This window comes from uncultured Citricoccus sp. (genome assembly GCF_937871995.1).
Taxonomy (GTDB): domain Bacteria; phylum Actinomycetota; class Actinomycetes; order Actinomycetales; family Micrococcaceae; genus Citricoccus.
Genome location: NZ_CALMQR010000160.1, coordinates 1 through 25,746, shown reverse-complemented (window position 1 = coordinate 25,746; position 25,746 = coordinate 1). Strand labels below are relative to the sequence as shown.

The window sequence follows — 25,746 nt, the reverse complement described above, 5'->3', positions numbered from 1 at the left end:
AAGGCGATCCCTTACGGTCCGTGCCGGGGTCACACCTGCGGATCAGTGCAGTCCACTTCTGAATTCAGTGCAGTCGGGTTCTGAATCTGACAGCGCGCGACGGGAACATGCTGTCCGCGTGGGTCCTCAACCGGACCTCAGACACTTCCGTAAGGTCAGGCCTAAGAGATGGCGCCCCTCCCCCGGAATCCCCACGTGAGAGGCGGGGCTCAGGCCCGACATCTGGTCGCTCAGGCACCCTCACTCTGGAGCCCGCGGGATCCCGTCCGCCGCACCGGGATGACGGCGCCCAAGCCCCCAGGATCTCAGCGAGACAGCGCCACTCATGAGCCGTTGACAACGTTCTCAGCGAGGTGCATATTCGAGTGCCAAGAGGGGGGATGGGCCCACCCGCACCGTCTCGGAAGGAACCCTCGTGGCCCATCTCATAGATGTCTTCGCTGCGCACGAATCCCAGGTTCGCAGCTACTGCCGCTCTTTCCCCCACGTCCTCACCACTGCCAAGGGCAGCTTCGTGTATGACCGCGAGGGCAGAGAGTACATCGACTTCCTGGCGGGAGCCGGGACGCTCAACTACGGCCACAACGATCCGGACATGAAGTCCGCCCTCATGGCCTATGTCGCCGGCGACGGGATCGCCCACGGACTCGATCTGCACACGGCCGCGAAGGGCGACTTCCTGACCGCGTTCCACGAGGCCGTCCTCGCGCCCCGGCAGATGGACTACAGGGTGCAGTTCACTGGTCCCACCGGGACCAACGCCGTCGAGGCCGCCCTGAAGCTGGCCCGCAAGGTCACCGGACGGACCAATGTCATCGCGTTCACGAACGGCTTCCACGGGGTCAGCCTCGGCTCATTGGCCGCCACGGGAAGTTCTCACCACCGGATGTCCGGCCAGGGCCTCCAGGGCGTGACCCGGATGGCCTATGACGGATACCACGGCCCCGACATCGACACCAGTGAGCTCCTCGAACGCATGCTCAGCGATGCCTCGAGCGGGGTCGACGCCCCGGCAGCGATCATCCTGGAGTGCGTCCAGGGCGAGGGCGGCCTCAACCAGGTCTCGCCCGCCTGGCTGAGACGCGTCGCGGGTCTGGCCGCCCAGCACGGTGCCCTGCTCATCGTGGATGACTGCCAGGCCGGTTGCGGGCGCACCGGGACGTTCTTCAGCTTCGAGGACATGGGCATCGCCCCCGATCTCGTGGTCCTGGCCAAGTCGATCTCCGGTTTCGGGCTGCCCATGTCCGTGCTGCTGATCCGCCCGGACCTCGACCGCTGGAAGCCCGGGGAGCACAACGGCACCTTCCGCGGCAACGCGCACGCCTTCGTGACGGCTGAGGTGGCCATCCGCAAGTTCTGGGCGGGCACCCAGTTCACCGAGGTGATCGGGCGTCGTTCCGAGCTGGTGCGGACACGGCTGGAGGAGATCTCGGGAGCGATCCCGGGGTCCCGGGTCAAGGGCCGCGGGATGATGCAGGGCCTGGACGTGGTCGACGAGGGCGTCTCCGCCGCCGTGCGGCGGACCTGCGCGGCGAACGGCCTCCTGATCGAGGCCGGCGGCCCGCGCGACGAGGTCATCAAGGTCATGGCACCCCTCACGACCGACGAGACCACCCTGGACCGCGGCCTGGAGATCCTCCGCTCCGCGGTGTCCCGGCACGCGGACGACCCGCGTGCCACGCCAGTGGCCGGCTGAGATCCGATCAGAACGGAGTGGGAGATGCCCGATCCGGTGCACGACGTGGACGTGTTGATCGACAGCCGGTTCGACCAGCGGGTGCGCTGGTCCCCCGGTGAACGGCTGGACCACCTGTTCGAGCAGAAGGTGGACAGCCTGGACATCCGCGGACAGTCCGGCCGGCTGGCCGTGGACTCCGAGCAGGGAGCCCTGACGTACGCCGAACTGGACTGCCGGGCCAACCGGCTCGCTCGTCACCTGGCCCAGCGCGGTGTCCGGTCCGGAGACCGGGTCGGGTTGCTGTTCGACCATGCGCTCGATGGCTACACCGGCATGCTCGCCACGCTCAAGCTGAACGCCGCCTACGTACCGCTCGACCCGGGGTTCCCCACGGACCGCATCGCGTACATCTGCCACGACGCCGACGTGCGCACCGTCGTCACCTGCGTCTCCCTGCTCCCGGCCCTGGAGTCCGTCACCGCGGATGCCGTCGCCGTGGACGCGGAGGCCGCCGCCATCGCGATGCAGCCCGCGCACCGGCTCGATCCGGGCGAAAGCGGTCTCCCCGTGGATGAACTGGCCTACGTGATCTACACCTCGGGGACGACCGGACGGCCCAAGGGCGTGGCGATCGAGCACGCGAGCATCTGCAATTTCGTGCGGGTGGCGGCCGAGGTCTACGGCATCACGGACGGGGACCGCATCTACCAGGGCATGACCATCGCGTTCGACTTCTCGGTCGAGGAGATCTGGGTGCCCTGGATGGCGGGCGCCACCCTGGTGCCGAAACCGTATGGCGCCGCCCTGGTCGGAGAGGAACTGCACCAGTACCTCCAGTCCCGGAGGATCACCGCCCTGTGCTGCGTTCCCACCCTGCTCGCCACCCTGGAGGACGACCTGCCCGGGCTGAGGTTCCTGCTCGTCTCGGGCGAGGCCTGCCCCCAGGACCTCATCACCCGCTGGTATCGCCCCGACCGGCGCTTCCTGAACGTCTACGGGCCCACCGAGGCCACCGTCACGGCCACGTGGACGCCCCTCGACCCCGACCACCGCGTGACTATCGGGGTCCCGCTGCCCACCTACTCGGTGGTGCTCCTGGATCCCCAGTCCGACCGGGTGGTCACCCGGGGCGGGGTAGGTGAGATCTGCGTCGGCGGCGTCGCCCTGTCCCCCGGTTACGTCCACCGTCCCGACCTCACCGCCAAGGCGTTCATCCAGGACAGCCTCGGCCTGGCCAACAATCCCTCCGGCAGGCTGTACCGCACCGGTGACCTGGGACGGATCGACGAGGACGGGAACATCGAGTACCTGGGCCGCATCGACCTCCAGGTCAAGATCCGCGGGTACCGCATCGAACTGACCGAGATCGAGTCGGTCCTGATGCAGTACCCCGGGATCGCCACGGCGGTCGTCGAACCGCACCGGCCGGAGCCCGACGTCGTGGAACTGGCCGCCTACTACTGCCGGCGCGGGGACTCGGCCGTGGAGCCCCTGCAGGTGCAGGGACTGCTGCGCGACCGGCTGCCGGGGTACATGGTGCCCTCGTACCTCATCGAACTCGAGAAGATGCCCATGCTCCCCTCGGACAAGGTCGACCGCAAGCGGCTCCCCCCGCCCGGTCCGGCCGACCGGCTGGGCGCGACGACGGTGACGGTGGACCCCGAGGGGCCCGTCGAACACGAGCTCGCCCGGCTCCTGGCCGAGGTCCTGCGCATGGAGAGAGTCGGGGTCACCTCGCACTTCTTCGACGACCTGGGTGGCGACTCCCTGGTGATGGCCCGGTTCTGCGCTCGCGTCCGGGAGCACCCGGGGCTGGGCCACCCGGTCATGCAGGACGTCTACCGGCACCCGACCATTCGCGACCTGGCCTCCGCGCTCGTGGACTCCACCGCGTCCGCGGGGACCGGAGCCTTGCCGGCCGGAGCCACCATCGCGGCTCCGCCACCGGCCCACCGGGTGGGCAGGGCACGGTACGCGGCGATCGGGGCGGCCCAGGCCCTGACCTTCATGGCACTGACCAGCCTGTCCGCGTTCGTCTTCATCCTGCTCTTCGACTGGCTGACCGCGGCCCCGGACGGGTGGCACGCCCTGGCCCGCTCCCTCGGCATGGCCTCCGCCATGCTCGTGTTCCTCTCGATCCTGCCCGTGGTGGCGAAGTGGCTGCTGGTGGGCCGGACCAGGGTGCAGCGGATCCCCGTCTGGGGTGCGGGCTATTACCACTACTGGGTGGTGCGCTGGCTGCTGGGCCTGAGTCCGGCCAGGCTCGCCGCCGGGACGCCGGTCTTCATCTGGTACCTCCGCCTGCTGGGGGCCAGGGTCGGCAGGAACACGATCATCCACGGCAACACCATCCCCGCGTTCCCCGACCTGCTCACGATCGGCAGCAACGTCGTGATCTGCCCCGGCACCATGCTCAACTGCTATCGCGTGGACTCGGGAGTGATCCGCAGCGGGCCGGTGACCGTCCGCGACCGGGCCTTCGTGGGCGGTCACGGCGTCCTCGACATCGACACCGTGGTCGGTCAGGACGCGCAGCTGGCCCACTCCTCGAGCCTGGCTCCCGGCCAGCGCATTCCCGCCGGCGAGAGCTGGCACGGCACGCCTGCCGTGCCCGGCGGTGACGATCACCGCACCGTGCCGGACGTCGCCCCGCGGCCCTGGCGCGGCGTCGTGTTCGGCCTCTGGGTCATCCTGACGCCGGTGCTGCTGGCCGCCCCGCTGTTCACGATCACCTGGGCCCTCATCCACGCCTTCCCGGTCATCGGCGGCCCGCTGATGGGAGTGCAGCAGCTCCCCTGGACCGCCTGGCCCTACAACCTCCTCGCCCTGGGGATCACGCTGGTCCTCATCCCCGTGGGCATCACCACCGGCCTGGTGTGGGTCTTCACGGTGCCACGCCTGGTCAACCGGCTGGTCGTACCCGGCCGGGTCTACCCGCTCTACGGGCTGGGATACGTGGCGATGCGCATGGTGATGCGGATGACCAACGCGCGCTTCGGCCAGTTGTTCGGCGACAGCAACTACATCACCGGTTATCTCTCGTTGCTGGGCTACCGGATGAAGCCGGTCATCCAGACCGGCACCAACTTCGGCATGTTCACCCGGCACGACATCCCCTACCTGGTCCGGCTGGGCACGGGCACCATGGTCTCGGACGGCATCATCTTCATGAACGCCGAGTACTCGAGCACGGCCTTCCGGGTGGGTCCCACGGAGGTCGGCGCCCACAGCTTCTTCGGCAACGACGTCCTCGTCACGCCCCGGGCGAGGATCGGTGACAACGTCCTGCTCGCCACCAAGGTGCTCGTCCCGGTCTCCGGCGCGATGCGCCACGACGTCGGCCTGCTGGGTTCCCCGGCCTTCGAGATCCCCCGCAGCGTGATGCGCGACGCCGCGTTCGACGACCTGAAGGAGGGGCCCGAGCACGACCGGTTGCTCCAGGCCAAGCTGCGCTACAACACCATGACCATCGTGCTGCGGCTGCTGACCCGCTGGTTCATCGGCGTGCTGGCCGCCACCCTGTCCCTGTGGGCCATCGACATGCACCAGGACTTCGGCTCCTGGCCCATGGCGCTGGTCATGTTCCTGCTGCCCCTGTTCTCGGCGGTCTACTTCGCCGTGCTGGAGCAGGCCACCATGGGCTTCCGGAGCATGCAGCCCCAGTACTGCTCCATCTACAACCCCTATTTCTGGCGGCACGAACGGTTCTGGAAACTCCAGTCCGACGCGGCCGCCGGCCTGGTCAACGGCACGCCCTTCAAGGCGTGGCTGTTGCGGCTGCACGGAGCCAGGATCGGCCGGCAGCTGTTCGATGACGGCAGCAACCTCGTCGAGCGGTCCCTGGTCACCATCGGGGACTACTGCACCCTCAACCTCGGCAGCATCCTGCAGGGGCACTCACTCGAGGACGGGACGTTCAAGTCGGACGTGATCGTGGTCGAGGACGGCGTGACCCTCGCCCCCAAGGCGTTCGTCCACTACGGCACCCACCTGGGGCGGAACTCCCTCATCGACGCCGACGCGTTCCTGATGAAGGGGGAGCAGGTCCCGGACGGCCAGTGGTGGCACGCGAACCCGGCCCGGCCGATGCCGTCGAGGGCAGCCGAAGCGTCCGGGGTGCCCGCACCGGTCAGCACGCCCACGCCGGCCAGCGTGCGGGTGCGCATCGTGCACCGGCGCCGGCGTCCGAAGCACCGCCTGTCCCTCACGGACGATGCGAGGACAACAGCGCGGGCCGGCGGCCGGCGAACCCGGTGGCCCTCTCGTAGGCCCCGGCCCAGCGCAGCAGGCGGACGTCGTCGTAGTGGCTGGCCACCAGTTGCCACCCCGCCGGCAGGCCCTCCGGCGTGAACCCCGCGGGAACGCTGAGTGCCGGCAGTCCGGTCGCGGAGATGACGCAGGCCGATCGCATCCAGTCCAGGTACGTCCGGGAGGGCACGCCCGCCACCTCGGCCGGATAACGCAGGCTCGCGTCGAAGGGGACCACCTGCGCCGTGGGGCTGAGGAAGAGGTCGTACCGGCCGAAGAACTCCCGCACCCGCCGCTGCAGCCTCGTCCGGGCCGCGGTGACGGCGATCCAGTCCCCGGCCGTGAGCTCCCAACCCCGCTCCACGTTCCAGACGACCTCCGGCTTCACCTCCTGGGGGTGCGCCCGCACCACGTCACCCAGGTGGGCGGCGAAGTGCATCGCCCGCGTCGCGTCGAACACCCGGTCGGCCTCCCGCAGGTCGATCGTCGCCTCCTCGACGACGGCCCCGAGGTCCTCGAACACGCCCAGCTGTGCCTCCAGCACCTCCCGCACCGGGCGCTCGACCGGGATGCCCAGCCCGAAGTCCGGCGAGTAGCCGATGCGCACCCCCGCCAGGCCGCCGTCGTCCCCACCGGCGGGCTCCGGCAGCAGGCCGGCGAATGAGTCCCCCGTCAACGGCGCGGCCAGCGGCAGCTCGTCGACGGGCCCTGCCACGGCGGTCATGAACAGGGCGATGTCCTGGACGGTGCGTGCCATCGGACCGATGCGGCCGAGCCACTGCCACGCGTCCAGCGGCGAGGGGGCGGGGATCACCCCGTAGGACGGGCGGAAACCGACCACGTTGCAGAACGAGGCGGGGATGCGGAGGGACCCGCCCATGTCGCTGCCGTCCCCCAGCGGTTGGATCCGGGCGGCCAGGGCCGCTCCCAGTCCCCCGCTGGACCCGCCCGCACTGCGATCGGGCGCATACGGGTTGGTCGTGGTCCCGAAGACGTCGTTGAAGGTGTGGGAACCCGCCGCGAACTCCGGCACGTTGTTCTTCCCGGTGGTCACGACGCCGGCCGCCCGCAGCCGCTGGACGACCAGGTCGTCCTGGTGCGGGACCTGGTCCCGGAAGACCGTCGACCCCTGGGTGGTGCGCATGCCCCGCGTGCGGTGGGTGTCCTTGTGGGTCATCGGCACCCCGTGCAGCACGCCGAGCTCCCCACCGGCGGCGGTGACCTCGTCGGCCCGGCGCGCGGCCACCATCGCGCCCTCGGGGTCGAGGGTGACGACGGCGTTGATGACCGGGTTGACCTGGTCGATGCGCCGCAGATGGGCCTCCACCAGCTCGCGGGACGAGACCTCGCGGGCACGGATCATCCGGGTGAGCTCGACGGCACTGGCCTCCAGCAGGTCGTCCGCCACGGCTCAGCCCAGCCGCTCGGCCAGCATGACGATGATCCCCTCCGGCCCGCGCAGGTAACAGATCCGGTAGGCGTCCTCGTAGCGCACGATGTCACCGAGCAACCGCGCTCCCCCGTCGACCGCCGTGCGCACGGCCGCGTCGACATCGTCCACGCCGAACGCCACGCGGTGCAGTCCGTGCGTGTTCGGCGGGGCGTCACGAGCGGCGTCCCGGGCCGCCGGGTGCCGGTAGTGCTGCAATTCCAGCCGGCCGTGGCCGTCGGGCGTGACGAGCATGACGATGTCCGAGCGGACGTCCTCCAGCCCCACGGTGCGGTCCACCCAGTCTCCCTCGACCGAGGCCTCCCCCTCCACCGACAGGCCCAGGGCCACGAAGAAGTCCCTCACGGCGGTCAGGTCCTCGACCACGATGCCGACATTCTCCAGCCGCTGGATGCCCATGCGGCCCCACGGTACGCGGGTCATCCGCGCACGGCGAGACCTCCATCCCGGTTCACCCCGGCTCACCCAGGTTCTGTCCGGTTCACCAGGACTCGCCGCGCAGGTCCGTTCGCTCCTCCGGCGTCTCGTCGATGTCCTGACGCAGCCGCCCGGTCACCGCGTCAACGGCCGCCCCGACGGTCGGGGGGAATCGCTCCGGACCGAAGCGTCCGGCCATCCCGTATCGCGCGAGGGAGTCCTTGACCGGGCCCTTCAGTTCGGCGAGCAGCAGGGTGACGCCCTGCCCGGCCAGCCAGTCGTCCAGGTCCGCCAGTTCCTCGGCCGCCGTGGTGTCCACGTCCGTGATGGGTTCGGCCGCCAGCACCAGCGTGGTGGGCGGCGTCCCGCCCGCCGCCCTGACCTGGCGCACCACGCGGCGCACGCAACGGCGCACCCACTGGTTGAACAGCCCGGCGTTGACGAAGAACAACGGGGCGTCGAAGCGCAGGATCAGGATGCCCGGGACCCGGGTCGCCTCGGGGTGACGGCGCAGGTCGTGGTATCCGCGCAGCCCCGCCACCAGGCCGAGCTCCGTGCGGTAGGGCCGCCAGGCCCGCACCACGAAGGCCACGAACGCCAGCCCGATCGCCAGTCCGAGGCCCTCCAGCACGCCGACCAGGAACACGCCCAGCAGCGTGGCCGTGGACAGCGCGGCGTCCACCCGGTCCATGCGCCACAGCCTCAGGTACCGCCCCACGTCCAGCAGGCTCAGGGCGGCCACCATGACCACCGCGGCCAGGACGGCCTCCGGCAGGTACCGGGTCGCCCCGGGAGCCAGCAGCATGAACGCCATGATCAGCAGCGCGCTGAGGACATGGGCCAACTGGGTCCTGGCCCCGGACTGCTCGGCCACCGGCGTCCGCGACCCGGAGGCCGAGACCGCGAAACCCCCGAACAACCCGCCGGCGATGTTGGCCAGGCCCAGCCCCGCCATCTCCTGGTTGCCCCCGACGTCCTCCTGCTGACGGGCGGAGTAGGCCCGGGACAGGGCGATGGAGTCCGCGAAGGCGATGAGTGCCACGCCGACCGCGGGCCAGGCCAGGGCGCCGACGTCGGGCCATCCCAGCCCGCCCAGGGCGGGCGCGGGCAGGCCCCGGGGGATCTCCCCCACCACGGGCACCCGGTCCTGCAGGCCGAACAGGACGGTGATCCCGACGGCGGCGACCACGGCAACGATCGTCCCCGTCACCTTGGCGACCGGCAGCAGCCGGAACCCCAGGATGACCGTCAGCGTGCCGACGCCCAGCGCCGCGGCCAGCGGCGAGGCCGCACCGGCCGCGATGCCCGCCACCGTCCCGGTGACCTGGCCGAGCGGGTCGGCGGCGTCGACGTCGATGCCGACCAGCCCCGGCAGCTGCGAGGCCAGCACCAGCAGTGCCAGCGCGTTCAGGAACCCCGTCCGGATGGGCACGGACAGCAGGTCGGTGACGAACCCGAGCCGCAGGACGCCGCCGAGCACCAGCAGCACCCCGACCATGATGGAGAGCAGCCCCGCCAGCGCGACGGCGCGGGCCCCGTCCCCGGCCGCCAGCGGCGTGATGGTCACCAGCAGGATCGGCGCCAGCGCCGAGTCCGGGGCCAGGACCAGGATCCGCGACGGGCCGAACACGGCGTAGGCGAGCATCGGCACGATGGTGGCGTAGAGGCCGGTGTACGCCGGCAGCCCCGAGGCCTGGGCATACCCCATCCCCACGGGGATGAGCACGGCCGTCAGGACCAGTGCCGCGCGCGCGTCGGCCCAGAGCCAGCGACGCTGGTAGCGCGCGGCGACCCCGACTCCGGGGACCAGCCCCGCCACCCGCTCCAGGGCGCCAGCGGAGGACATGGAAGCAGGGTATCCCCGGCCGGCACGGCACGGACAGCATCCCGGGGCGACTGTGCCAGACTCGACCCCGACAGGAGGTGCACGATCATGGGTTCCAGGGCCGAACGCTACCGGGAGATCGCCGAGGTCTTCTCCGTCCACGGATTCGGGTTCGTGGTCAGCGCGCTCGGTCTCTCCGGCCGCTTCCCGTTCCACCGCATCCCGCGGCACGCATCGGGCCAGGCGTACTCCCGGCCCGAGCATGTCCGGATGGCCCTGGAGGAACTGGGGCCGACCTTCGTCAAGATGGGGCAGATCCTCTCGACGCGACCGGACCTGCTGCCACCGCCCTACGTCCGGGAGTTGTCGAGGCTGCAGGACCAGGTCGGTCCGATCCCCGCCGCCGACGTCATGGCCGTCCTGACCGAGGAACTGGGATCGACCTCCGTCTTCGACGGCTTCGAGAGGAAGCCGCTGGCCAGCGCCTCCATCGGACAGGCCCACGCCGCCACCCTCGACGGCGTGGAGGTCGTCGTCAAGGTGCGCCGCCCCGGGGTGGTGGAGACCGTGAACCAGGACCTGGACATCCTGGAGAACCTGGCCCAGCAGGCGACCCGGCGCTGGGACTTCGCCCGGGACCACGACGTCCTCGGCCTCGTCCGCGAGTTCTCCGAGACCCTCCACCATGAGCTGGACTACCTCCGCGAGGGACGCAATGCCGAGCAGTTCGCGCGGAACTTCGCCGACGACCCGGCGGTGCACATCCCGGTGGTGCACTGGGAGACCACCTCGTCCCGCGTGCTCACGCTGGAACGGATCCGCGGCATCAAGATCCACGACGTGGAGGCGATCTCCGCCGCCGGGATCGACCGGTCCGAGCTGGCCGAGCGGGCCACCGGCGTGTTGTGCCGGATGGTGTTCGAGCACGGCGTCTTCCACGCGGACCCGCACCCGGGCAACTTCTTCGTCGAGGAGGACGGCACGCTCGGCATCATCGACTTCGGCATGGTGGGCACGATCGACGACGAGCTGAAGGAGACCCTCGGCGACATCCTGGTCGCGATCGTCCGGGGGGACCCGTCCCGGGCGACCTCCGCGCTGCTGCGGCTGAACCGGTCACCGGAGAGGGTCGACCGGGCCGCACTGAAGGAGGACGCCGGGGCGCTGATCGAGCGTTTCAGCGGCCACTCCATCTCCGATCTCCCCGTGTCCGCGCTGATCAACGACGTCCTGAGGATGCTGCGCCGGCACCGGTTGCACCTGCCGAACGACCTGGCGATGCTGTTCAAGATGCTGGTCATGGCCGAGGGGCTGGGGCGCCGGCTCGACCCGGACTTCCATCTCGCCGTCGTCCTGGCCCCGTTCACCCGGCGGCTCGTCCTGCAGCGCTACTCCCTCGACGCCCTCCGCCGCCGCCTGGGAGAGGTGGTCGACGACGTGCGCCAGGCGGGTGAGGACGCGCCGCGGTTGCTGCAGAGCCTGGTCGACCTGGTCGAACGGGGCGGACCCCAGCTGACCCTGGGACCCGAGGAGCTCGAGCACCAGCGCACGCACAGCCAGCTCGCCGGCAACCGGATCGTCGCCGGCCTGCTGGCCGCGTCCTTCATCCACGTCGCCGGTGGCATCGTGGCCACCTCCGGCACCGGACGCACCGCCGCGCTGCGCGGCCCCGTGGCCGCCGCCTCGGCCGGTGCCGCAGGCCTGCTGGGTGGATACCTGGCCTTCAGCGGACGACGCCGGCGGCGCAGATGAGTCCCCCGGCCCGGCCGGGCGGGACCTGCACCCGCGTGACCCCGTGGTGGGGACGGCAGCAGCGCAGCCCTTCAGGGCAGGCGTCGACGGCCCCTACCGTGGGTGCATGACCGAACGCTCCCCCGCCTACGGACTGCAGATCTGCGTCGACTGCGCCCGCCCCCACGAACTGGCCGACTGGTGGGCCGAGGCCCTGCGCTGGGAGGTCGAGGTCCAGGACGAGGACTTCATCCGGCGGATGGTCGCCGAGGGCCATGCCACCGAGGACGAGACCACCACCCACCACGGTCGGCTGGTCTGGGTGGCCGGCGCGGCGATCGGCCCGCCTCCGGGCATGACCGGCGCCCAGGACCGGCCGCGGATCCTGTTCCAGCCGGTGCCCGAGACCAAGACCGTGAAGAACCGCGTCCACTGGGACCTGCGCCAACCCGGGGCCGACGACGACCGCAGGGCTGCCGAGGTGGAGCGACTCGTCGCTCTGGGCGCTACCCGCATCGGGTCCGGACGGCAGGGCCCGTTCGGCTGGACGGTACTGGCGGATCCCGAGGGCAACGAGTTCTGCGTGTGACCGGCGCCGCGGTGACGCCAGTCCTCAGCGCAGCAGGACGGCCACGCCCACGCACGCGCACGCCCAGAGCTGGCTGGCGAAGGTACCCAGGATGAACCGCTCGGCGGCACCGGACTTGCCCAGTTCCGAGTACCGCCCCAGGGCCTTGACGGCCAGGATGATGGCCAGCCCCTCCGGCCAGCCCATCAACAGGGTGGAGGAGACGGCCAGGCGCTCCAGGACGCCGATCCACGCGCCACCGCGCAGCACCGGCTGGGCGTCCACCTCCTCGTTGAACACCGGTTCCCCGTCCTTGCCGGTCAGCATGGGCTGGTGCTCCGGGTGGGAGGCGTTGAAGGAGATCTGCAGGATCGCCGTGGTGGGAGACCCACCGCCCAGGGTGGCGGCTAGCACGGCCAGTGGAGCGGCCACGGCCCACCCCGCCCCGCCGCCGGAGAGCAGGGCGGTCACGGCGGAGATCCCCAACAGGACCAGCTGGACCAGGGCCGTGGCGTAGAGGACCCGGTGGGGGCTGCCCGCCGTGCCGCGCGTGCGGGTGAAGTACTGCGGCACGGCCAGGATCCCGGCGATCACGAGCAGGACGAGGGACGCGACGGAGAACCCACTCACCGGAGGCCCCCCGGCGCTGAGCCTCCGGCGGCCAGCCGCCCGTCCAGCCCCTCCAGTTGGGCCGCCGCGACGGAGGCGAGGCGGCGGGTCTCATGCCACAGACCCGAGCGCAGTCTCGAACTCACAGCCTGCTGGGTGATGCCCAGCCGTTCGGCCGCCTCGCGCTGCGTCAGTCCGTCGTCCACCAGCCGTCCGGCGTCCTGTCCCTCCTCGCTGCGCCGGTACTCCAGCTCGGCCAGCAGCTGCAGTCCGGCCTCCACGGCCTCGAGCAGTCCCGCCGGGTCCGCGTCCTCCATCGCTGCCCCGGCCACTGCGGGGCGGGACACGGGCGCCGACACCGCCACGTGGCCCGGGGAGTGCTTGGCCCGTTCGACGGCCTCGCGGGCGTTCTCGAAGGCGGGTCCGGCTCCGGCCCGGGTCTCCCGCGGCATGGGTTCCCGTACCGGCCCCACGCCGATCCCGACACTCCAGTGCCCGGAGCGTGCCGCCGACAGGGCGATGCCGACCACGACGTCGGCCCGGTCCAGCAGCCCCTGCACCTCGTCACCGGCCGTACGCTGGAAGGGACGCACGATCCCCCGCTCAGGCCCCTCCGCGTTCAGCCCGTCCACCAGCCCGGCCACCCGGTCCGGGCCGGAACTCGACCCCCGTTGGTCCATCGTCATCACGAACATGTGCACAATCCTAGAGGTTTGTTCTCGTAACAACAACGCTCTGGGTTTGTTCAAAGGCGGTTCTCGGTCGTCGCCTACGATCGAGGGATGGCCCGAGACGCTCAGACCTCCGCTTCCTCCCCCACCGCACCGGCCCGGTCCGCGTGGTGGCCGGGGCTCGCCCTCGGGGTGGACGTCCTGCTGATCATCCTCTTCGCCACCCTGGGCCGCAGGACCCATGCATCCGGAATGGATCCAGCGGGGATCCTGTGGACCGCCCTGCCGTTCCTCATCGCCTGGGCCCTCATCACCCTGGCCACCCGCCGTCAGTGGGCCCGACTATGGCCGGCCGGCGTCGTGGTGTGGCTGGTCACCGTGGCGGGCGGTCTGCTGCTGCGCGTCCTGTTCGGGGACACGGCGGCCCCCTCCTTCCAGCTGGTGACCGCACTGGTGCTCGGCGTCCTCCTGCTCGGGCGCCGGCTCGTCACGACGCTCCTGCTGCGGCCCGGCCGCCGCGCGCGGTCCTAGGATGAGTCGGGGGTCGCGGAGCAGTGCGGCCTCCAACCGACCGATCCAGGAGGAACCGTGATGGTGACCGCATTCGTCATGATCAAGACCGACCCCACCCGCATTCCGGAATGCGCCACCGAGCTGGCGGACCTGGAGGGCGTGACGGCCGTGTACTCCGTGACGGGCAACTGGGACCTCATCGCCATGGTCCGCCTGCGCCAGTTCGACGACCTGGCCGACGTCATCGCCGACCACCTGTCCAAGGTCGAGGGCGTCCGGGACACCGAGACCATGCTCGCGTTCCGTGCCTACTCCCAGCACGACCTCGAAGAGGGCTTCGCGCTCGGGTTCGAGAACATCGAGCGCTGACCCTGCGGGAGACTCCCGGGTCGTCCCTCCGGGGAGCCCCTCAGGCGTTGGAGACCGCCACCCAGGTGTCCAGCACGGACTGGGCCGCGCCGGAGTCGATGGACTCCACGGCGCGGTCCATGTTGGCCCGGATCCGGTCGAACAGGTGACCATCGGCACGCGTGTCGAAGGCGGTGAGTCCCGCCGCCGCATTGAGGACCACCGCGTCCCGCACCGGTCCCTTGCGCCCGGCCAGCAGGTCCCGGACGATCCCGGCGTTGTACGCCCCGTCCCGGCCGGCCAGGGCCTCCACGGGCGCCAGCGGGATCCCGAACTCCTCGGGGTGGAGTTCGTACTCCTCCACCGCGCCGTCCCGCACCTCGTAGATCGCGGTGGGACCCGACGTCGTGATCTTGTCCCGCCCGTCGCTGCCGCGGAAGACCAGGCTGCGCACGCCTCGATCCGCCAGCACCCCCGCCAGCAGCGGGGCCATCCGGGCACTGGCGCAGCCCAGTGCCTGGGACCGGACCCCGGAGGGGTTGGTCAGCGGGCCGAGGTAGTTGAAGACGGTCGGCACGCCGAGTTGCTTGCGCGCGGGCGCCACGTACTTCATGGACGGGTGGTATCCCTGGGCGAACAGGAAGGTGATGCCCGCCTTCATCGCGCACTCCACGACCTTCTCCACGGGCAGGTTCAGGTCCACGCCCAGCGCCTCGATCACGTCCGCCGCACCCGCGGTGGAGGACGCCCCCCGGTTGCCGTGCTTGACCACCGTGGCGCCCGCGCCCACTGCCACGAGGGAGGACATGGTGGAGAGGTTGACGGTGCCGAGCTTGTCCCCGCCGGTGCCCACGATGTCGAGGGTCTCCCCCGGGACGTTCAGGTGCACGGCGTTGTCCAGCATGACCTGGGTGAGGCCGAGCAGCTCGTCGACCGTCTCGCCCTTGGCGGAGAGTGCCACCAGGAAGCCGGCGATCTGGGCGTCCGTGGCATTGCCGGACATGATCTCCCGCATCGCCCACATCGCCTGGTCCGTGGTCAGGTCTCTCCGGCCCAGCAGCAGGCTGAAGATGAACGGCCAGGACAGGGATTCAGTCGGAGTGCTCACGGGCTCATGCTAGTCCCGGCCCCCACCTGCACCGGGATCGGCGACACACTGTTGCCCCGGCACCGCCTCGCGGGCGCCTCGCCCCGGCGGCCGGGCCGCCGGTCGGGTCCCGGCGCACCCGCCCTGGCCGGAACGTCCGTGACCTGCGAACCTGTACGAAGCCTGGGCGTAGCCGTGGAATCGCGTGCGAACAGCGCGGAACCGGGAACAGAGGGAAACGCCGACACGTTCGTCGCATTGGAGCCGTGAGACGTTTTAGGGCCATAATGGGCGGGTGACGACTGCAACCCATGCCCTCCCCAGGCCCGCGACAGGGCTCCCCAGCCGACCCAATATGGTGCAAGTAGGCACCATGGTCTGGCTCTCCAGCGAGCTCATGTTCTTCGGTGGCCTCTTTGCCATGTACTTCACCCTGCGCTCGACATCTCCCGAGCTGTGGGCCGAGAACACCGCCACGCTGAACGTGCCCCTCGCGTTCGTGAACACCCTGATCCTGGTGGCCAGTTCCTTCACGGCCCAGGCCGGCGTGTTCGCGGCCGAGCGCCTGCAGCCGCACCGCACCGGTGGGCTCCTCTCGCTCAAGCGCTGGGGCATGGTCGAGTGGTTCATCCTGACCTTCATCATGGGCGCCATCTTCGTGTCCGTCCAGGCCTACGAGTACGCCGTGCTCGTTTCCCACGGGGTCACCATCGACGCCAGCGCCTACGGTTCGGCCTTCTACATCACCACCGGTTTCCACGCCCTCCACGTGACCGGCGGGCTGATCGCGTTCTTGTTCATCATCGGACGCGCCTACCTGGCCAAGCGCTTCGGTCACCACGAGGCCACCTCGGCCATCGTGGTGTCCTACTACTGGCACTTCGTCGATGTCGTCTGGATCGCACTCTTCGCCATCGTCTACTTCCTGAAATAGGCCACGCCGTCACCGGCACTCTCGCACCACACTGAGGTCGACCGGAGACGGAACGTCACCCTGCTCCGGTCACAAGAAACGTAAGGAACCAACCGTGAAGGCACTCTCACAGAAACGGCGCCACCCGATCGCCGGGCTCGCGCTGCTGCTTCTGGGACTTCTGATCACCGGCGGCCTCTACTCCGTCGCCAGCACCATGAACCAGGCCCAGGCCGCCACCACCGGTTCCACCTACAGCGCTGAGGACATCACCGAGGGCGAGAAGCTCTTCAACGCCAACTGTGCAACCTGCCACGGCTACGAGGCCGTCGGCACCCAGGACGGCCCCACGCTGGTCGGCGTCGGCGCCGCGTCCGTCGACTTCCAGGTCGGCACCGGCCGCATGCCCATGCAGATGCAGGGGCCGCAGGCCCAGGCCAAGCCGAAGCAGTTCAACGACGAGCAGACGGCGCAGCTGGCCGCCTACGTCTCCTCCCTCGGCGCCGGTCCGTCGATTCCGGATGAGCAGTACCTGGACACCGATCACGAGGACGTGGACCTGGGCAACGGCGGAACCCTCTTCCGCGTGAACTGCGCCATGTGCCACAACGCCGCCGCTGCCGGTGGCGCGCTGACCCGTGGCAAGTTCGCCCCGGGCCTGGACGGTGTCTCCGAGAAGCACATCTACGAGGCCATGGTCACCGGCCCGCAGAACATGCCGGTCTTCTCCGACTCCAACATCAAGCCGGAGGACAAGCGGGACATCATCGCCTTCCTCAAGGAGATCGAGACCCAGGGATCCCCCGGTGGCGCCAAGCTCGGCTCGCTCGGCCCGGTGTCCGAGGGCCTGTTCATCTGGACCGCAGGCCTGGCACTGATCGTCGGCTTCATGGTCTGGCTGACCTCGCGGTCCTCCTGACCTGACGGCGCCGTGGGGGCGCCCGCCACACACAACGTCACCATCACTCAAGCAAAGGATTCAGATCGATGTCTGAGCAAAGCCACGGAGGTCCGGAGCACTCGGGCGCCGTTGAGCACGCCGGTGTGGAGGAGTCTGGCAAATACGCCATTGACAACCCCGGTATCCCGCCGCACCGTCCGCGGCTGGCCGACGAGGATCCGCGGGCGGCCAAGCGGGCCGAGCGCCAGGTGGCCGTCCTGTTCGGGATCTCCATCATCGGCACCGTGCTGTTCTTCGTCGGCTACTTCGTGGTCGGACAGATCGGTCCGGACACCGAGATCGGCACCGTGCGCCTGCAGAACATGCTGCTCGGGCTGGGGACCGCCTTCTCCATGCTCGGCATCGGCGTCGGCATCGTCCACTGGGCCAAGACCCTGATGCCGGACCACGAGGTCTCCGAGGCACGCCACGAGGTGCGGACCGAGGAGGACCGTCAGGTCGCCGTCGGGATGATCGACGACATCGTCGAGGAGTCCCAGTTCAAGCGTCGCCCGCTGCTCCGCAACACGCTGATCGGCGCCGTCGCCCTCGCTCCCCTGCCGGCCATCGCGCTCTTCCGCGACCTTGACGACTCGGACAACCGCTCCGAACTCGCCACCGAGAACTTCGGTGTCGAGCGTCTGCGCCACACGATGTGGGATTCAGGCGTGCGCCTGGTCCGGGACCCCACCGGCACCCCGATCAAGGCCTCCGACGTCACCGTCGGCTCGGCCTTCCACGTCATCCCCGAGGGGCTCAACGAGCTGCCGCCCACTGAGCACCTCAACCAGAAGGCCAAGGCCGTCGTGCTGCTGATGCGCCTGGATCCGCAGGACCTGCAGATCTCCCCGGAGCGCGAGGACTGGAACGTGGACGGCATCGTCGCCTACTCCAAGATCTGCACGCACGTCGGGTGCCCCGTGGCCCTCTACGAGCAGCACACCCACCACCTGCTGTGCCCCTGCCACCAGTCGACCTTCGACCTGACGCAGGAGTGCAAGGTCATCTTCGGCCCGGCCGGCCATGCGCTGCCGCAGTTGCCGATCACCGTCAATGAAGAGGGCTTCCTGGTCGCCCAGAGCGACTTCCACGAGCCCGTTGGACCGGCATATTGGGAGCGTGGCTGATACCGATGAGCACCTCATCCACCACCGAGTACCAGGCATCGACCCCCACGGGGAAGATCGCCAACTTCGTCGACACCCGCGTCGGGGCCTCGCCCATGGTGCGCGAGTTCGGCCGGAAGATCTTCCCGGATCACTGGTCGTTCATGTTCGGCGAGGTCGCCCTGTACACCTTCGTCATCCTCTTGCTCTCGGGCACGTTCCTGGCGTTCTTCTTCGATCCCTCGATGGCGCACGTCACCTACCTGGGCTCGTACAAGCCCTTGTACGGGGTGCCGATGTCCACCGCGTACGCCTCCACCCTGGACATCTCCTTCGACATCCGCGGCGGGCTGTTCATGCGCCAGGTGCACCACTGGTCGGCCCTGCTGTTCGTGGCCGCGATGTCGGTGCACATGCTCCGCGTGTTCTTCACCGGTGCGTTCCGCCGCCCCCGTGAGCTGAACTGGGTCGTGGGCTGCGTCCTGCTGATCATGGGCCTGGCCGCCGGGTTCACCGGGTACTCCCTGCCCGATGACCTGCTCTCGGGCAACGGCCTGCGGATCATCGACGGGGTCATCAAGGCCCTGCCGATCGTGGGATCCTACATCTCCTTCTTCCTGTTCGGCGGGGAGTTCCCCGGGGACGCGATCGTGGGCCGGTTGTACATCCTGCACGTGTTCCTCGTGCCCGGTGTGATCCTGCTGCTGATCGTGGCCCACCTCTTCATGGTCGTGGTCCACAAGCACACCCAGTACCCGGGCCCGGGCCGGGCCGAGAACAACGTGGTCGGCTACCCGGTCGGGCCGGTGTACGCGGCCAAGGCCGGCGGGTTCTTCTTCATCGTGTTCGGCATCATCGCGCTGATCTCCGGGCTGTTCACCGTCAACCCGGTCTGGAACTACGGCCCCTACGACCCCTCCCCCGTGTCCGCGGGTACGCAGCCGGACTGGTACATCGGGTGGGTCGACGGCGCGCTGCGCCTGATGCCCGGTGTCCTCGGGGACTTCTCCTTCAAGTGGAACATCCCGCTGCCGTGGGGCACGAACACCCTGGCCATGGGCGTACTGCTCCCTATGATCCCGGCTGCCATCCTCATCGGCACGATGATCGCCTGGCCCTGGCTGGAGCGTTGGGTGACCAAGGACAACCGCGAGCACCACATCCTGGACCGCCCGCGCAACGCCCCGACCCGCACGGGCATCGGCGTCGCCGGCGTGATCTGGTACTGCACCATGTGGGCCGCGGCCTCCTCGGACCTCATCGCCACCCACTTCGGGGTGTCGCTGAACGACGTGACCTACTGGCTGCGCGGGATCTTCATCCTGGGCCCGTTCATCGGCTTCATCATCACCAAGCGCATCTGCCTGTCCCTGCAGCGCAAGGACCGCGAGATCGTTCTGCACGGTCGCGAGGCCGGTGTGATCGAGATGACCCCGGACGGCGAGTTCCGGGAGCGGCACGAACGCCTGGACGACTACCGGCTCTACCAGCTGGTCAGCTTCGAGGCGAACCGTCCCGTCCCGGCCCAGCCGGGACCGGACGGGAAGATCTCTGGCGGGGAGAAGCGCCGCGCCAAGCTCAACCGCTGGTTCTACGAGGACCGTGTCGAGCCGGTGAGCCGTGCGGAGCTGGCCGAGGCCAAGACCCACGACCATCACGACGTGCCCGACGCCCTGGCCGCCACCGGCAGCCGCGGCACCCTCGAGCACTGACACAACACCACACCAGGAAGGCCCCGCTCCGGCGGGGCCTTCCTGCGTGAGTGGGCCTACTGTCCCGGTTCCGACGGCTTCGACCCCTCACCTGCTCATCAGTCCGCTCCGTCCCACGCCTCCGACCACTCATCCATCACGGCCGGCTAAACGTGTCCGTTCCGGCTGGTATCCCAGAGGGGTCACGGAGCGAAGGAGAGCGCACCGATGAGGACCATCACCGTCTACACCACCGGGCCGGCGTGCATGCAGTGCCGGCTCACCAAGACCGCCCTGGCCACCGCCGGGCTCTACTTCGAGGAGATCGACGTCCGCCAAGTCCCGGACGCCCTGGTCTACATCCAGAACGAGCTGGGCTACAGCCAGGCCCCCGTCGTCGTGGTCGACGACGAGGACCACTGGTGTGGGTTCCAGCCCGACCAGATCCGCCGGGTCGCCACCCTCCTGACCCGCCACTCCTGACCCACGGCGTCTGACCCCCGGCTCCCCCGCCCACGCCTCCACGCCGGAGTGCCGGAGACGGGGCCCGAGGTGGTCAGGCGCTGTGCCCCACGGACGCGCTCACCGCAACCCCCCGGCAGGGACCCACAGCTTGTGATCTGGCCCCAAACGCTCTGCACGGGTAGTGGTCGAGAGCCCCTCAGCGACGTTTCTCGGGTGGACTGGGCGGATCGACCGGGTCCTGCAGGCTCAGGACGATCTCGTTGCGGCGCAGGAACCAGGGCTTGAAGGGAGGATCGAACCGGGCGAAGCGTGGTGGTCCTACCGGAGAGAGGTTCTCGGCGCGCAGGGCGGTGCGCAGCTTTTCCAGGTGCTTGCGATAGTTCGCCTGGCTCCAGCGTCCACGGAACCGGATGGCCGCGGCCACGGTCGAGGGGACACGACGCAACCGCACGCGGGAATCCGTGGGGCGAGGGGCGTTCTCGAGGGTGAATCCCTCCGGCAGGACGAACGCCACCCGGAAGCGCCCGCTGCCGGTGCCGTCGGGGTACACGTCCGCGTCCTCCTGCAGGACGGGAGCGGTCATCGCGATGGACTCAGACGGGGCGTCCTGGAGCACCGGCGCCGTCATCGCCACCTTCTGCTCGGCCTGGTTCGTTCCGCTGATATAACCGAACAGGATGCGGAAGGCGCGGTTGCCGGCATCCTCGAAGCCTGCCTCGACGGTCGTCTCTGCCAGGACGTGCTCGGGGTACCGGCGCACCTCAACACCGTCATGCACACGCAGCGTCTCATAAGGCTGATGCGCCGTCATGCCAGCAACCTACCCCGCCGTCATCGCCGGCGCTATGCCGACGGTCCCCCGATGCGCCCCCGGACGGTGGAGGCACCGCGGAGGGTGGTTCTGCTCCTCGGCGCAGGTACCGGTCTGCGCGTCCGCGCATCGTCTGGAGGTCTTCGCCCTCACCCCACACCGGCCTCGTGGGGACGGCACTCTCCGCCCGGGCCGGTGGGTACCGCTGTCCGTCCCACCCAGCCCGCCGAGGTGGCGGCCTGGGGGGGACGGACGGGATGGCGAGATCTCGGTGGCGGGACAGACGGTTCAGGGGGCGAGGGCCGGATCCTGAGCGTGGACGTCCCGGTCCTCGAGCTCCTGGCGGACCTTGGCCTCGTGGAGGGCGCGCAGGGCGGCGTGCTCGGGGTTGCGGCGCAGCTTCAGGTAACCGAGGCCCAGGACCAGGAACCACACCGGGGTGACGAGCAGGGCAGCCCGGGTGTCGGCCTGGGTGGTCATCGCCCAGATGATGAACCCGAAGAAGGCCAGCACCACGTAGGGCATGAACGTACCGCCGGGCATCTTGAACGCGCTCACGGCGTGCAGTTGCGGGCGGCGACGGCGGTAGACGAGATAGCTGACGAGGATGATGGACCACACGAACATGAAGCACAGGGCCGAGACGGTGGTGACCAGGGTGAAGGCCTCGGCCACGCTGCCCTCGGCATAGAGCAGTGCGACGCCGGCGAGCAGGAACATGCAGGAGAACAGCAGCGCGTTCTTCGGGACCTTCCGGGAGGACAGCCGGCCGAAGGCCTTGGGGGCGTCGCCCTCCGTGGCCAGGCCGTAGATCATGCGCGAGGTGGAATAGATCCCGGAGTTGGCCGAGGAGGTGGCGGAGGTCAGGACGATGAAGTTCACGACCCCGGCCGCGCCGACCAGCCCGGCCAGGGCGAACATGCCCACGAACGGTGACTCATCCGCGCTGTAGGCGGTCCAGGGCTTCACGGCCATCAGGATGATCAGCGCACCCACATAGAACAGCAGGATGCGCACCGGGATGGAGTTGATCGCCCGGGGCAGGTTCTTCTCCGGATCCTTGGCCTCGGCCGCGGTGGTGCCGACCAGCTCGATGCCGACGAAGGCGAAGACGGCGATCTGGAACCCGGCGACGAAGCCCATGAAGCCGGTGGGGAACATCCCGCCCTCGGTCCACAGGTTGGAGAACGCCGCCCGGGTGCCGTCGGACTCGAAGCCGGTGATGATCATGCCCAGACCCACGACGATCAACGCCAGGATGGCCACGATCTTGATCAGCGCGAACCAGAACTCGGTCTCGCCGAACGCCTTGACGGAGGGCAGGTTCAGCCCGACCAGGAGGACGATGCAGGCCACCGCGGGGATCCAGAGCGGCAGGTCCCCCCACCAGAAGGACACGTAGTGGGCGATCGCCACGACGTCGGCGATGCCGGTGACCACCCAGCAGAACCAGTACGTCCACCCGGTGAAGAACGACGCCCAGGGCCCGAGAAGGTCACCGGCGAAGTCGGAGAAGCTCTTGTAGTCCGTGTTGCTCAGCAGTACCTCACCCATGGCGCGCATGACGAAGAACAGCATGAAGCCGATGATCATGTAGACGAAGATCACCGAGGGCCCGGCCACCGAGATGGTCTTCCCCGAGCCCATGAACAGGCCGGTGCCGATGGCTCCGCCGATGGCGATCAGCTGGATGTGCCGGTTGGACAGGGCCCGCTCCAGATGCGGGGACTGCTCGGTAGTGCTCACGGGGCGTGCTGGGGTGAGGGTCATTGAGGAACTCCAGTAAGTTGCGCGGTGTGCCGCGTCGTCCGTGGGTTCCTCCCCCTCTGTTGCACGGCCTGAGAGTTTCGCCCCACCCGGAGGGGGTGGGACTTGCTCCGTCGGCGAGCACGGAGAACTCCGCGCTACTTTCCAGAGATGCCTCGGTGCGGCGGTCCGGGGACCTGAGAGTTTCCTGGGGAGGAATTGCTCCTACGGTGCCCGACCGGTGTTCTGGTCGGGGCTCTCCCGCCGCACGTCAACGGCCATTCGACTGTGACAGCCCTCACATCCTAGGTGACAGTCACCTCGGCGCACAATGGATTTTCGAATTTCCGCACCGAATCCTGCTCCGCACGGCCCGGCGGCTGCGGGGGCGGTGAGACAGGGGCATCCGCAGCAGGACCGCGGCGAGGAGGACCTGTGTGACCCAGGATGACGTGAATGCGAGTGCCGTTGCACTCGGCAGAAAGTACGTATACGCTGTGACTGCAATCACATAGTCTGGCCGTTCACGTGCGGCGGGAGAGTCCCGTCCAGCATTCGTGGTCGGGCGCCGTAGGAGCAATTTCCTCCCCGGGAAACTCTCAGGCCCCCGTACCGCCGCACCGAGGCGCATCTGGAAAGTAGTGCGGAGTTCTCCGTGCTCGCCGAAGGAGCAAGTCCCACCCCGTCCGGGTGGGACGGAAACTCTCAGGCTGTGCAACAGATCGGGGAGGAACCCATAGACACCGCGGGAGACCGCGCAGACCTCTGGAGTTCCTCTCATGACGATCACCCCAGCCCGCCCCACCGCCGCTGAGCTCAGCGACCACTCCTTCGCCGAACGTCACATCGGTCCCGGCCCGCAGGCAGCGACCCAGATGTTGCGCACCCTGGGGTACGACAGCCTCGACGAGTTGGTGGACACGGCGGTGCCGGTGGACATCCGCCAACAGGATCGGCTGGAATTGCCCGAGCCCCGTTCTGAGGCCCAGGTCCTGGCGGACCTGCGGCAGATGGCCTCCAAGAACGTCCTCAAGACCCAGATGATCGGCCAGGGTTTCTACGACACCCTCACCCCGCCGGTGATCCTGCGCAACGTCCTGGAGAATCCGGCCTGGTACACCGCCTATACCCCCTACCAGCCGGAGATCTCCCAGGGCCGGCTCGAGGCCCTGCTGAACTTCCAGACCATGGTCGCGGACCTGACCGCACTGCCGGTTGCCAACGCCTCCCTGCTGGACGAGGCCTCCGCGGTGGCCGAGGCCGTGCTGTTGATGCGCCGGACCAACAAGGCCCACGCCGAGGGCAAGACCGTGCTGGACACCAACCTCTTCCCCCAGACCCTGGCCGTGGTGCAGGGACGCGCCCAGGCACTGGGTTTCGAGGTCGAGGTCGCCGACCTGACCGCGGGGCTGCCCGAAGGTGAGATCTCCGGGATCGTGCTGCAGCAGCCCGGAAACAACGGCGCCGTCGTGGACCACGGGGCCGTCATCGCCGCGGCCAAGGACCGCGGCGCCATGGTGACGGTGGCCGCCGACATCCTGTCCCTGACCCTTATCGTCCCGCCCGGGGAGCAGGGTGCGGACATCGCCGTGGGCAACACCCAGCGCCTCGGTGTCCCGCTGTTCTTCGGCGGCCCGCACGCGGCCTACATGGCCGTCCGCCGCGGCCTGGAGCGGTCCCTGCCGGGGCGCCTGGTGGGCGTGTCCACCGATGACACCGGGGCCCGGGCCTACCGACTGGCCCTGCAGACCCGCGAGCAGCACATCCGCCGCGAGAAGGCCACCTCCAACATCTGCACCGCTCAGGCGCTGCTGGCCGTGGTCGCCTCCATGTACGCCGTCTACCACGGCCCCGCAGGGTTGACGGCGATCGCCCACCGCGTGCACCGTCACGCACGGACCCTGGCCGTGGTCCTGGAGGGGGAAGGCATCGAGCTGCTGGCCGACCGGTTCTTCGACACCGTGACCGCCCGTGTGCCCGGTCGTGCCCAGTCCGTGGTCCACGCCGCCGAGACGCTGGGGGTCAACCTCCGCCTGATCGACGCGGACACCGTCTCGGTGTCCACCGACGAGGCCACGGTCACCGAGCACGTGGCCGCGGTGGCCGTGGCCTTCGGCGTGGCCGAGGCAGATGCCGCCGTCGCGGCGGCCACGGGAGAGGTGGACCGTGGGTATGCCCTGCCGGAGTCCCTCGTGCGCACCTCGGAGTTCCTGACCCACCCGGTGTTCAACACCCACCGGTCCGAGACCCAGATGATGCGGTACCTGCGCAGGCTCTCTGACCGGGACCTGGCGCTGGACCGGACGATGATCCCGTTGGGATCGTGCACCATGAAGCTCAACGCCGCCGCCGAGATGGAGGCCATCTCCTGGCCGGAGTTCGCCGGGATCCACCCGTTCGCCCCGTCGCACCAGGCCGCCGGATGGCACGAGCTGATCAGCGACCTGGAGTCCCGTCTGTGCGCCATCACCGGTTACGCCGGCGTCTCCATCGCCCCGAACGCCGGGTCCCAGGGTGAGTACGCCGGCCTGCTGGCCATCCGCCAGTACCACCTGGCCAATGGTGACTCCGCCCGTACCGTGTGCCTCATCCCGGCCTCGGCCCACGGCACCAACGCCGCCTCGGCGGTGCTGGCCGGGCTGAAGGTCGTGGTGGTCAAGACCGCCGAGGACGGCACCATCGACAGCGCCGACCTGGACGCCAAGATCGCCATGCACCGGGAGCAGCTGGCGGCGATCATGATCACCTACCCCTCCACCCACGGTGTCTACGACGCCGACGTGCGCGAGGTCTGCGACAAGGTCCACGCCGCCGGCGGGCAGGTCTACCTCGACGGGGCCAACCTCAACGCCCTGGTCGGCCTCGCCCAGCCGGGCAGGTTCGGCGGCGACGTCTCGCACCTGAACCTGCACAAGACCTTCTGCATCCC

The 25,746-nt window shown here is 69.5% G+C and carries 19 protein-coding genes, 1 pseudogene and 2 riboswitches; of the genes and pseudogenes, 12 read left to right on the top strand and 8 right to left on the bottom strand.

Translation table 11 applies throughout. The annotated features are described in order from the left end of the window. Positions 1-415: 415 nt before the first annotated feature. Both ectB and Q0283_RS17470 read left to right on the top strand, forming a co-directional pair. Entirely contained in the window at positions 416-1,696 is a 1,281-nt protein-coding gene (gene ectB / locus Q0283_RS17475) for a diaminobutyrate--2-oxoglutarate transaminase (protein WP_298045930.1), read from the top strand. A gap of 24 nt (positions 1,697-1,720) precedes the next feature. After that, positions 1,721-5,746, top strand: a pseudogene (locus Q0283_RS17470) (Pls/PosA family non-ribosomal peptide synthetase); the annotation flags it as partial. Positions 5,747-5,882: 136 nt separating this feature from the next. Here the strand turns inward: Q0283_RS17470 and Q0283_RS17465 are convergent. From Q0283_RS17465 to Q0283_RS17455, 3 genes are read right to left on the bottom strand one after another with little or no spacing between them, the layout of a single operon-like run. Then, the gene (locus tag Q0283_RS17465; protein WP_298045929.1) at positions 5,883-7,334 is read right to left on the bottom strand and encodes an amidase; all 1,452 of its coding nucleotides are present in this window, start codon (positions 7,332-7,334) and stop codon (positions 5,883-5,885) included. A 3-nt stretch (positions 7,335-7,337) separates the two neighbouring features. After that, a complete protein-coding gene (locus Q0283_RS17460) occupies positions 7,338-7,799 on the bottom strand; it encodes a VOC family protein (RefSeq protein ID WP_324590157.1) in 462 nt (153 codons plus the stop codon). A gap of 58 nt (positions 7,800-7,857) precedes the next feature. Beyond that, complete coding sequence (locus tag Q0283_RS17455) at positions 7,858-9,639, bottom strand: SulP family inorganic anion transporter (RefSeq protein WP_183526130.1); 1,782 nt, start codon at positions 9,637-9,639, stop codon at positions 7,858-7,860. 87 nt (positions 9,640-9,726) lie between these two features. Between Q0283_RS17455 and Q0283_RS17450 the strand changes: the two genes are divergently transcribed. Continuing rightward, positions 9,727-11,370, top strand: coding sequence for an AarF/ABC1/UbiB kinase family protein (locus Q0283_RS17450; protein WP_183526134.1), 1,644 nt, complete (start codon positions 9,727-9,729; stop codon positions 11,368-11,370). Between the two features lie 106 nt (positions 11,371-11,476). Further along, a complete protein-coding gene (locus tag Q0283_RS17445) occupies positions 11,477-11,938 on the top strand; it encodes a VOC family protein (protein ID WP_298045925.1) in 462 nt (153 codons plus the stop codon). A gap of 24 nt (positions 11,939-11,962) precedes the next feature. Here the strand turns inward: Q0283_RS17445 and Q0283_RS17440 are convergent, their stop codons facing one another. Next, entirely contained in the window at positions 11,963-12,547 is a 585-nt protein-coding gene (locus tag Q0283_RS17440) for a hypothetical protein (protein ID WP_183526141.1), read from the bottom strand. Beyond that, on the bottom strand, positions 12,544-13,221 hold the full coding sequence (locus Q0283_RS17435) for a hypothetical protein (RefSeq protein ID WP_298045923.1): 678 nt from the start codon (positions 13,219-13,221) through the stop codon (positions 12,544-12,546). Before Q0283_RS17435 ends, Q0283_RS17440 begins: the two co-directional genes overlap by 4 nt. Positions 13,222-13,308: 87 nt before the next feature. Between Q0283_RS17435 and Q0283_RS17430 the strand changes: the two genes are divergently transcribed. Both Q0283_RS17430 and Q0283_RS17425 read left to right on the top strand, forming a co-directional pair. Then, positions 13,309-13,728 carry a DUF3054 domain-containing protein gene (locus Q0283_RS17430; protein ID WP_183526146.1) on the top strand — a complete coding sequence of 140 codons (420 nt, stop codon included), beginning with the start codon at positions 13,309-13,311 and terminating at the stop codon, positions 13,726-13,728. 60 nt (positions 13,729-13,788) lie between these two features. Beyond that, positions 13,789-14,079: an Lrp/AsnC family transcriptional regulator gene (locus tag Q0283_RS17425; RefSeq protein WP_010142736.1), complete on the top strand. Its 291-nt coding sequence runs from the start codon at positions 13,789-13,791 to the stop codon at positions 14,077-14,079. Positions 14,080-14,119: 40 nt separating this feature from the next. Here Q0283_RS17425 and trpD read toward each other — a convergent pair whose 3' ends face one another. Further along, positions 14,120-15,166 (bottom strand): anthranilate phosphoribosyltransferase, encoded by a 1,047-nt coding sequence (gene trpD / locus Q0283_RS17420; protein ID WP_183526148.1) that lies wholly within the window; start codon positions 15,164-15,166, stop codon positions 14,120-14,122. Positions 15,167-15,500: 334 nt separating this feature from the next. Between trpD and Q0283_RS17415 the strand changes: the two genes are divergently transcribed. The 5 genes from Q0283_RS17415 to Q0283_RS17395 all read left to right on the top strand — a co-directional run bounded on the left by Q0283_RS17415 (position 15,501) and on the right by Q0283_RS17395 (position 20,278). Continuing rightward, complete coding sequence (locus Q0283_RS17415; RefSeq protein ID WP_183526151.1) at positions 15,501-16,079, top strand: heme-copper oxidase subunit III; 579 nt, start codon at positions 15,501-15,503, stop codon at positions 16,077-16,079. Between the two features lie 94 nt (positions 16,080-16,173). After that, entirely contained in the window at positions 16,174-16,977 is an 804-nt protein-coding gene (locus Q0283_RS17410; protein ID WP_183526154.1) for a cytochrome c, read from the top strand. 68 nt (positions 16,978-17,045) lie between these two features. Then, positions 17,046-18,125 (top strand): ubiquinol-cytochrome c reductase iron-sulfur subunit, encoded by a 1,080-nt coding sequence (locus Q0283_RS17405; RefSeq protein ID WP_298045921.1) that lies wholly within the window; start codon positions 17,046-17,048, stop codon positions 18,123-18,125. Between the two features lie 5 nt (positions 18,126-18,130). Then, a complete protein-coding gene (locus Q0283_RS17400; protein ID WP_298045920.1) occupies positions 18,131-19,816 on the top strand; it encodes a ubiquinol-cytochrome c reductase cytochrome b subunit in 1,686 nt (561 codons plus the stop codon). A gap of 207 nt (positions 19,817-20,023) precedes the next feature. Continuing rightward, a complete protein-coding gene (locus tag Q0283_RS17395) occupies positions 20,024-20,278 on the top strand; it encodes a glutaredoxin domain-containing protein (protein WP_298045918.1) in 255 nt (84 codons plus the stop codon). Positions 20,279-20,456: 178 nt separating this feature from the next. Here Q0283_RS17395 and Q0283_RS17390 read toward each other — a convergent pair whose 3' ends face one another. Both Q0283_RS17390 and cycA read right to left on the bottom strand, forming a co-directional pair. Beyond that, a complete protein-coding gene (locus Q0283_RS17390) occupies positions 20,457-21,071 on the bottom strand; it encodes a heme-binding protein (RefSeq protein WP_298045917.1) in 615 nt (204 codons plus the stop codon). A gap of 288 nt (positions 21,072-21,359) precedes the next feature. After that, positions 21,360-22,841 (bottom strand): D-serine/D-alanine/glycine transporter, encoded by a 1,482-nt coding sequence (gene cycA / locus Q0283_RS17385; protein WP_298045916.1) that lies wholly within the window; start codon positions 22,839-22,841, stop codon positions 21,360-21,362. A gap of 151 nt (positions 22,842-22,992) precedes the next feature. Next, a riboswitch (glycine riboswitch) is annotated at positions 22,993-23,091 on the bottom strand. A gap of 250 nt (positions 23,092-23,341) precedes the next feature. After that, positions 23,342-23,442, top strand: a riboswitch (glycine riboswitch). A gap of 154 nt (positions 23,443-23,596) precedes the next feature. On the opposite strand from cycA, the gene gcvP reads away from it, so the two are divergent. Beyond that, positions 23,597-25,746, top strand: a 2,150-nt coding sequence (gene gcvP, locus Q0283_RS17380; protein ID WP_298045915.1) for an aminomethyl-transferring glycine dehydrogenase, incomplete at its 3' end; no start/stop codon positions are given.

What these genes read in the sequence shown, in the direction of transcription:
- Q0283_RS17395 (WP_298045918.1), top strand. Translation starts at nt 20,024, where the DNA reads ATGAGGACCATCACCGTCTACACCACCGGGCCGGCGTGCATGCAGTGC.
- Q0283_RS17415 (WP_183526151.1), top strand. Translation starts at nt 15,501, where the DNA reads ATGGTGCAAGTAGGCACCATGGTCTGGCTCTCCAGCGAGCTCATGTTC.
- Q0283_RS17430 (WP_183526146.1), top strand. Translation starts at nt 13,309, where the DNA reads ATGGCCCGAGACGCTCAGACCTCCGCTTCCTCCCCCACCGCACCGGCC.
- Q0283_RS17435 (WP_298045923.1), bottom strand. Translation starts at nt 13,221, where the DNA reads ATGTTCGTGATGACGATGGACCAACGGGGGTCGAGTTCCGGCCCGGAC.
- Q0283_RS17405 (WP_298045921.1), top strand. Translation starts at nt 17,046, where the DNA reads ATGTCTGAGCAAAGCCACGGAGGTCCGGAGCACTCGGGCGCCGTTGAG.
- Q0283_RS17455 (WP_183526130.1), bottom strand. Translation starts at nt 9,639, where the DNA reads ATGTCCTCCGCTGGCGCCCTGGAGCGGGTGGCGGGGCTGGTCCCCGGA.
- Q0283_RS17390 (WP_298045917.1), bottom strand. Translation starts at nt 21,071, where the DNA reads ATGACGGCGCATCAGCCTTATGAGACGCTGCGTGTGCATGACGGTGTT.
- cycA (WP_298045916.1), bottom strand. Translation starts at nt 22,841, where the DNA reads ATGACCCTCACCCCAGCACGCCCCGTGAGCACTACCGAGCAGTCCCCG.
- Q0283_RS17400 (WP_298045920.1), top strand. Translation starts at nt 18,131, where the DNA reads ATGAGCACCTCATCCACCACCGAGTACCAGGCATCGACCCCCACGGGG.
- Q0283_RS17460 (WP_324590157.1), bottom strand. Translation starts at nt 7,799, where the DNA reads ATGACCCGCGTACCGTGGGGCCGCATGGGCATCCAGCGGCTGGAGAAT.
- Q0283_RS17450 (WP_183526134.1), top strand. Translation starts at nt 9,727, where the DNA reads ATGGGTTCCAGGGCCGAACGCTACCGGGAGATCGCCGAGGTCTTCTCC.
- Q0283_RS17445 (WP_298045925.1), top strand. Translation starts at nt 11,477, where the DNA reads ATGACCGAACGCTCCCCCGCCTACGGACTGCAGATCTGCGTCGACTGC.
- Q0283_RS17425 (WP_010142736.1), top strand. Translation starts at nt 13,789, where the DNA reads ATGGTGACCGCATTCGTCATGATCAAGACCGACCCCACCCGCATTCCG.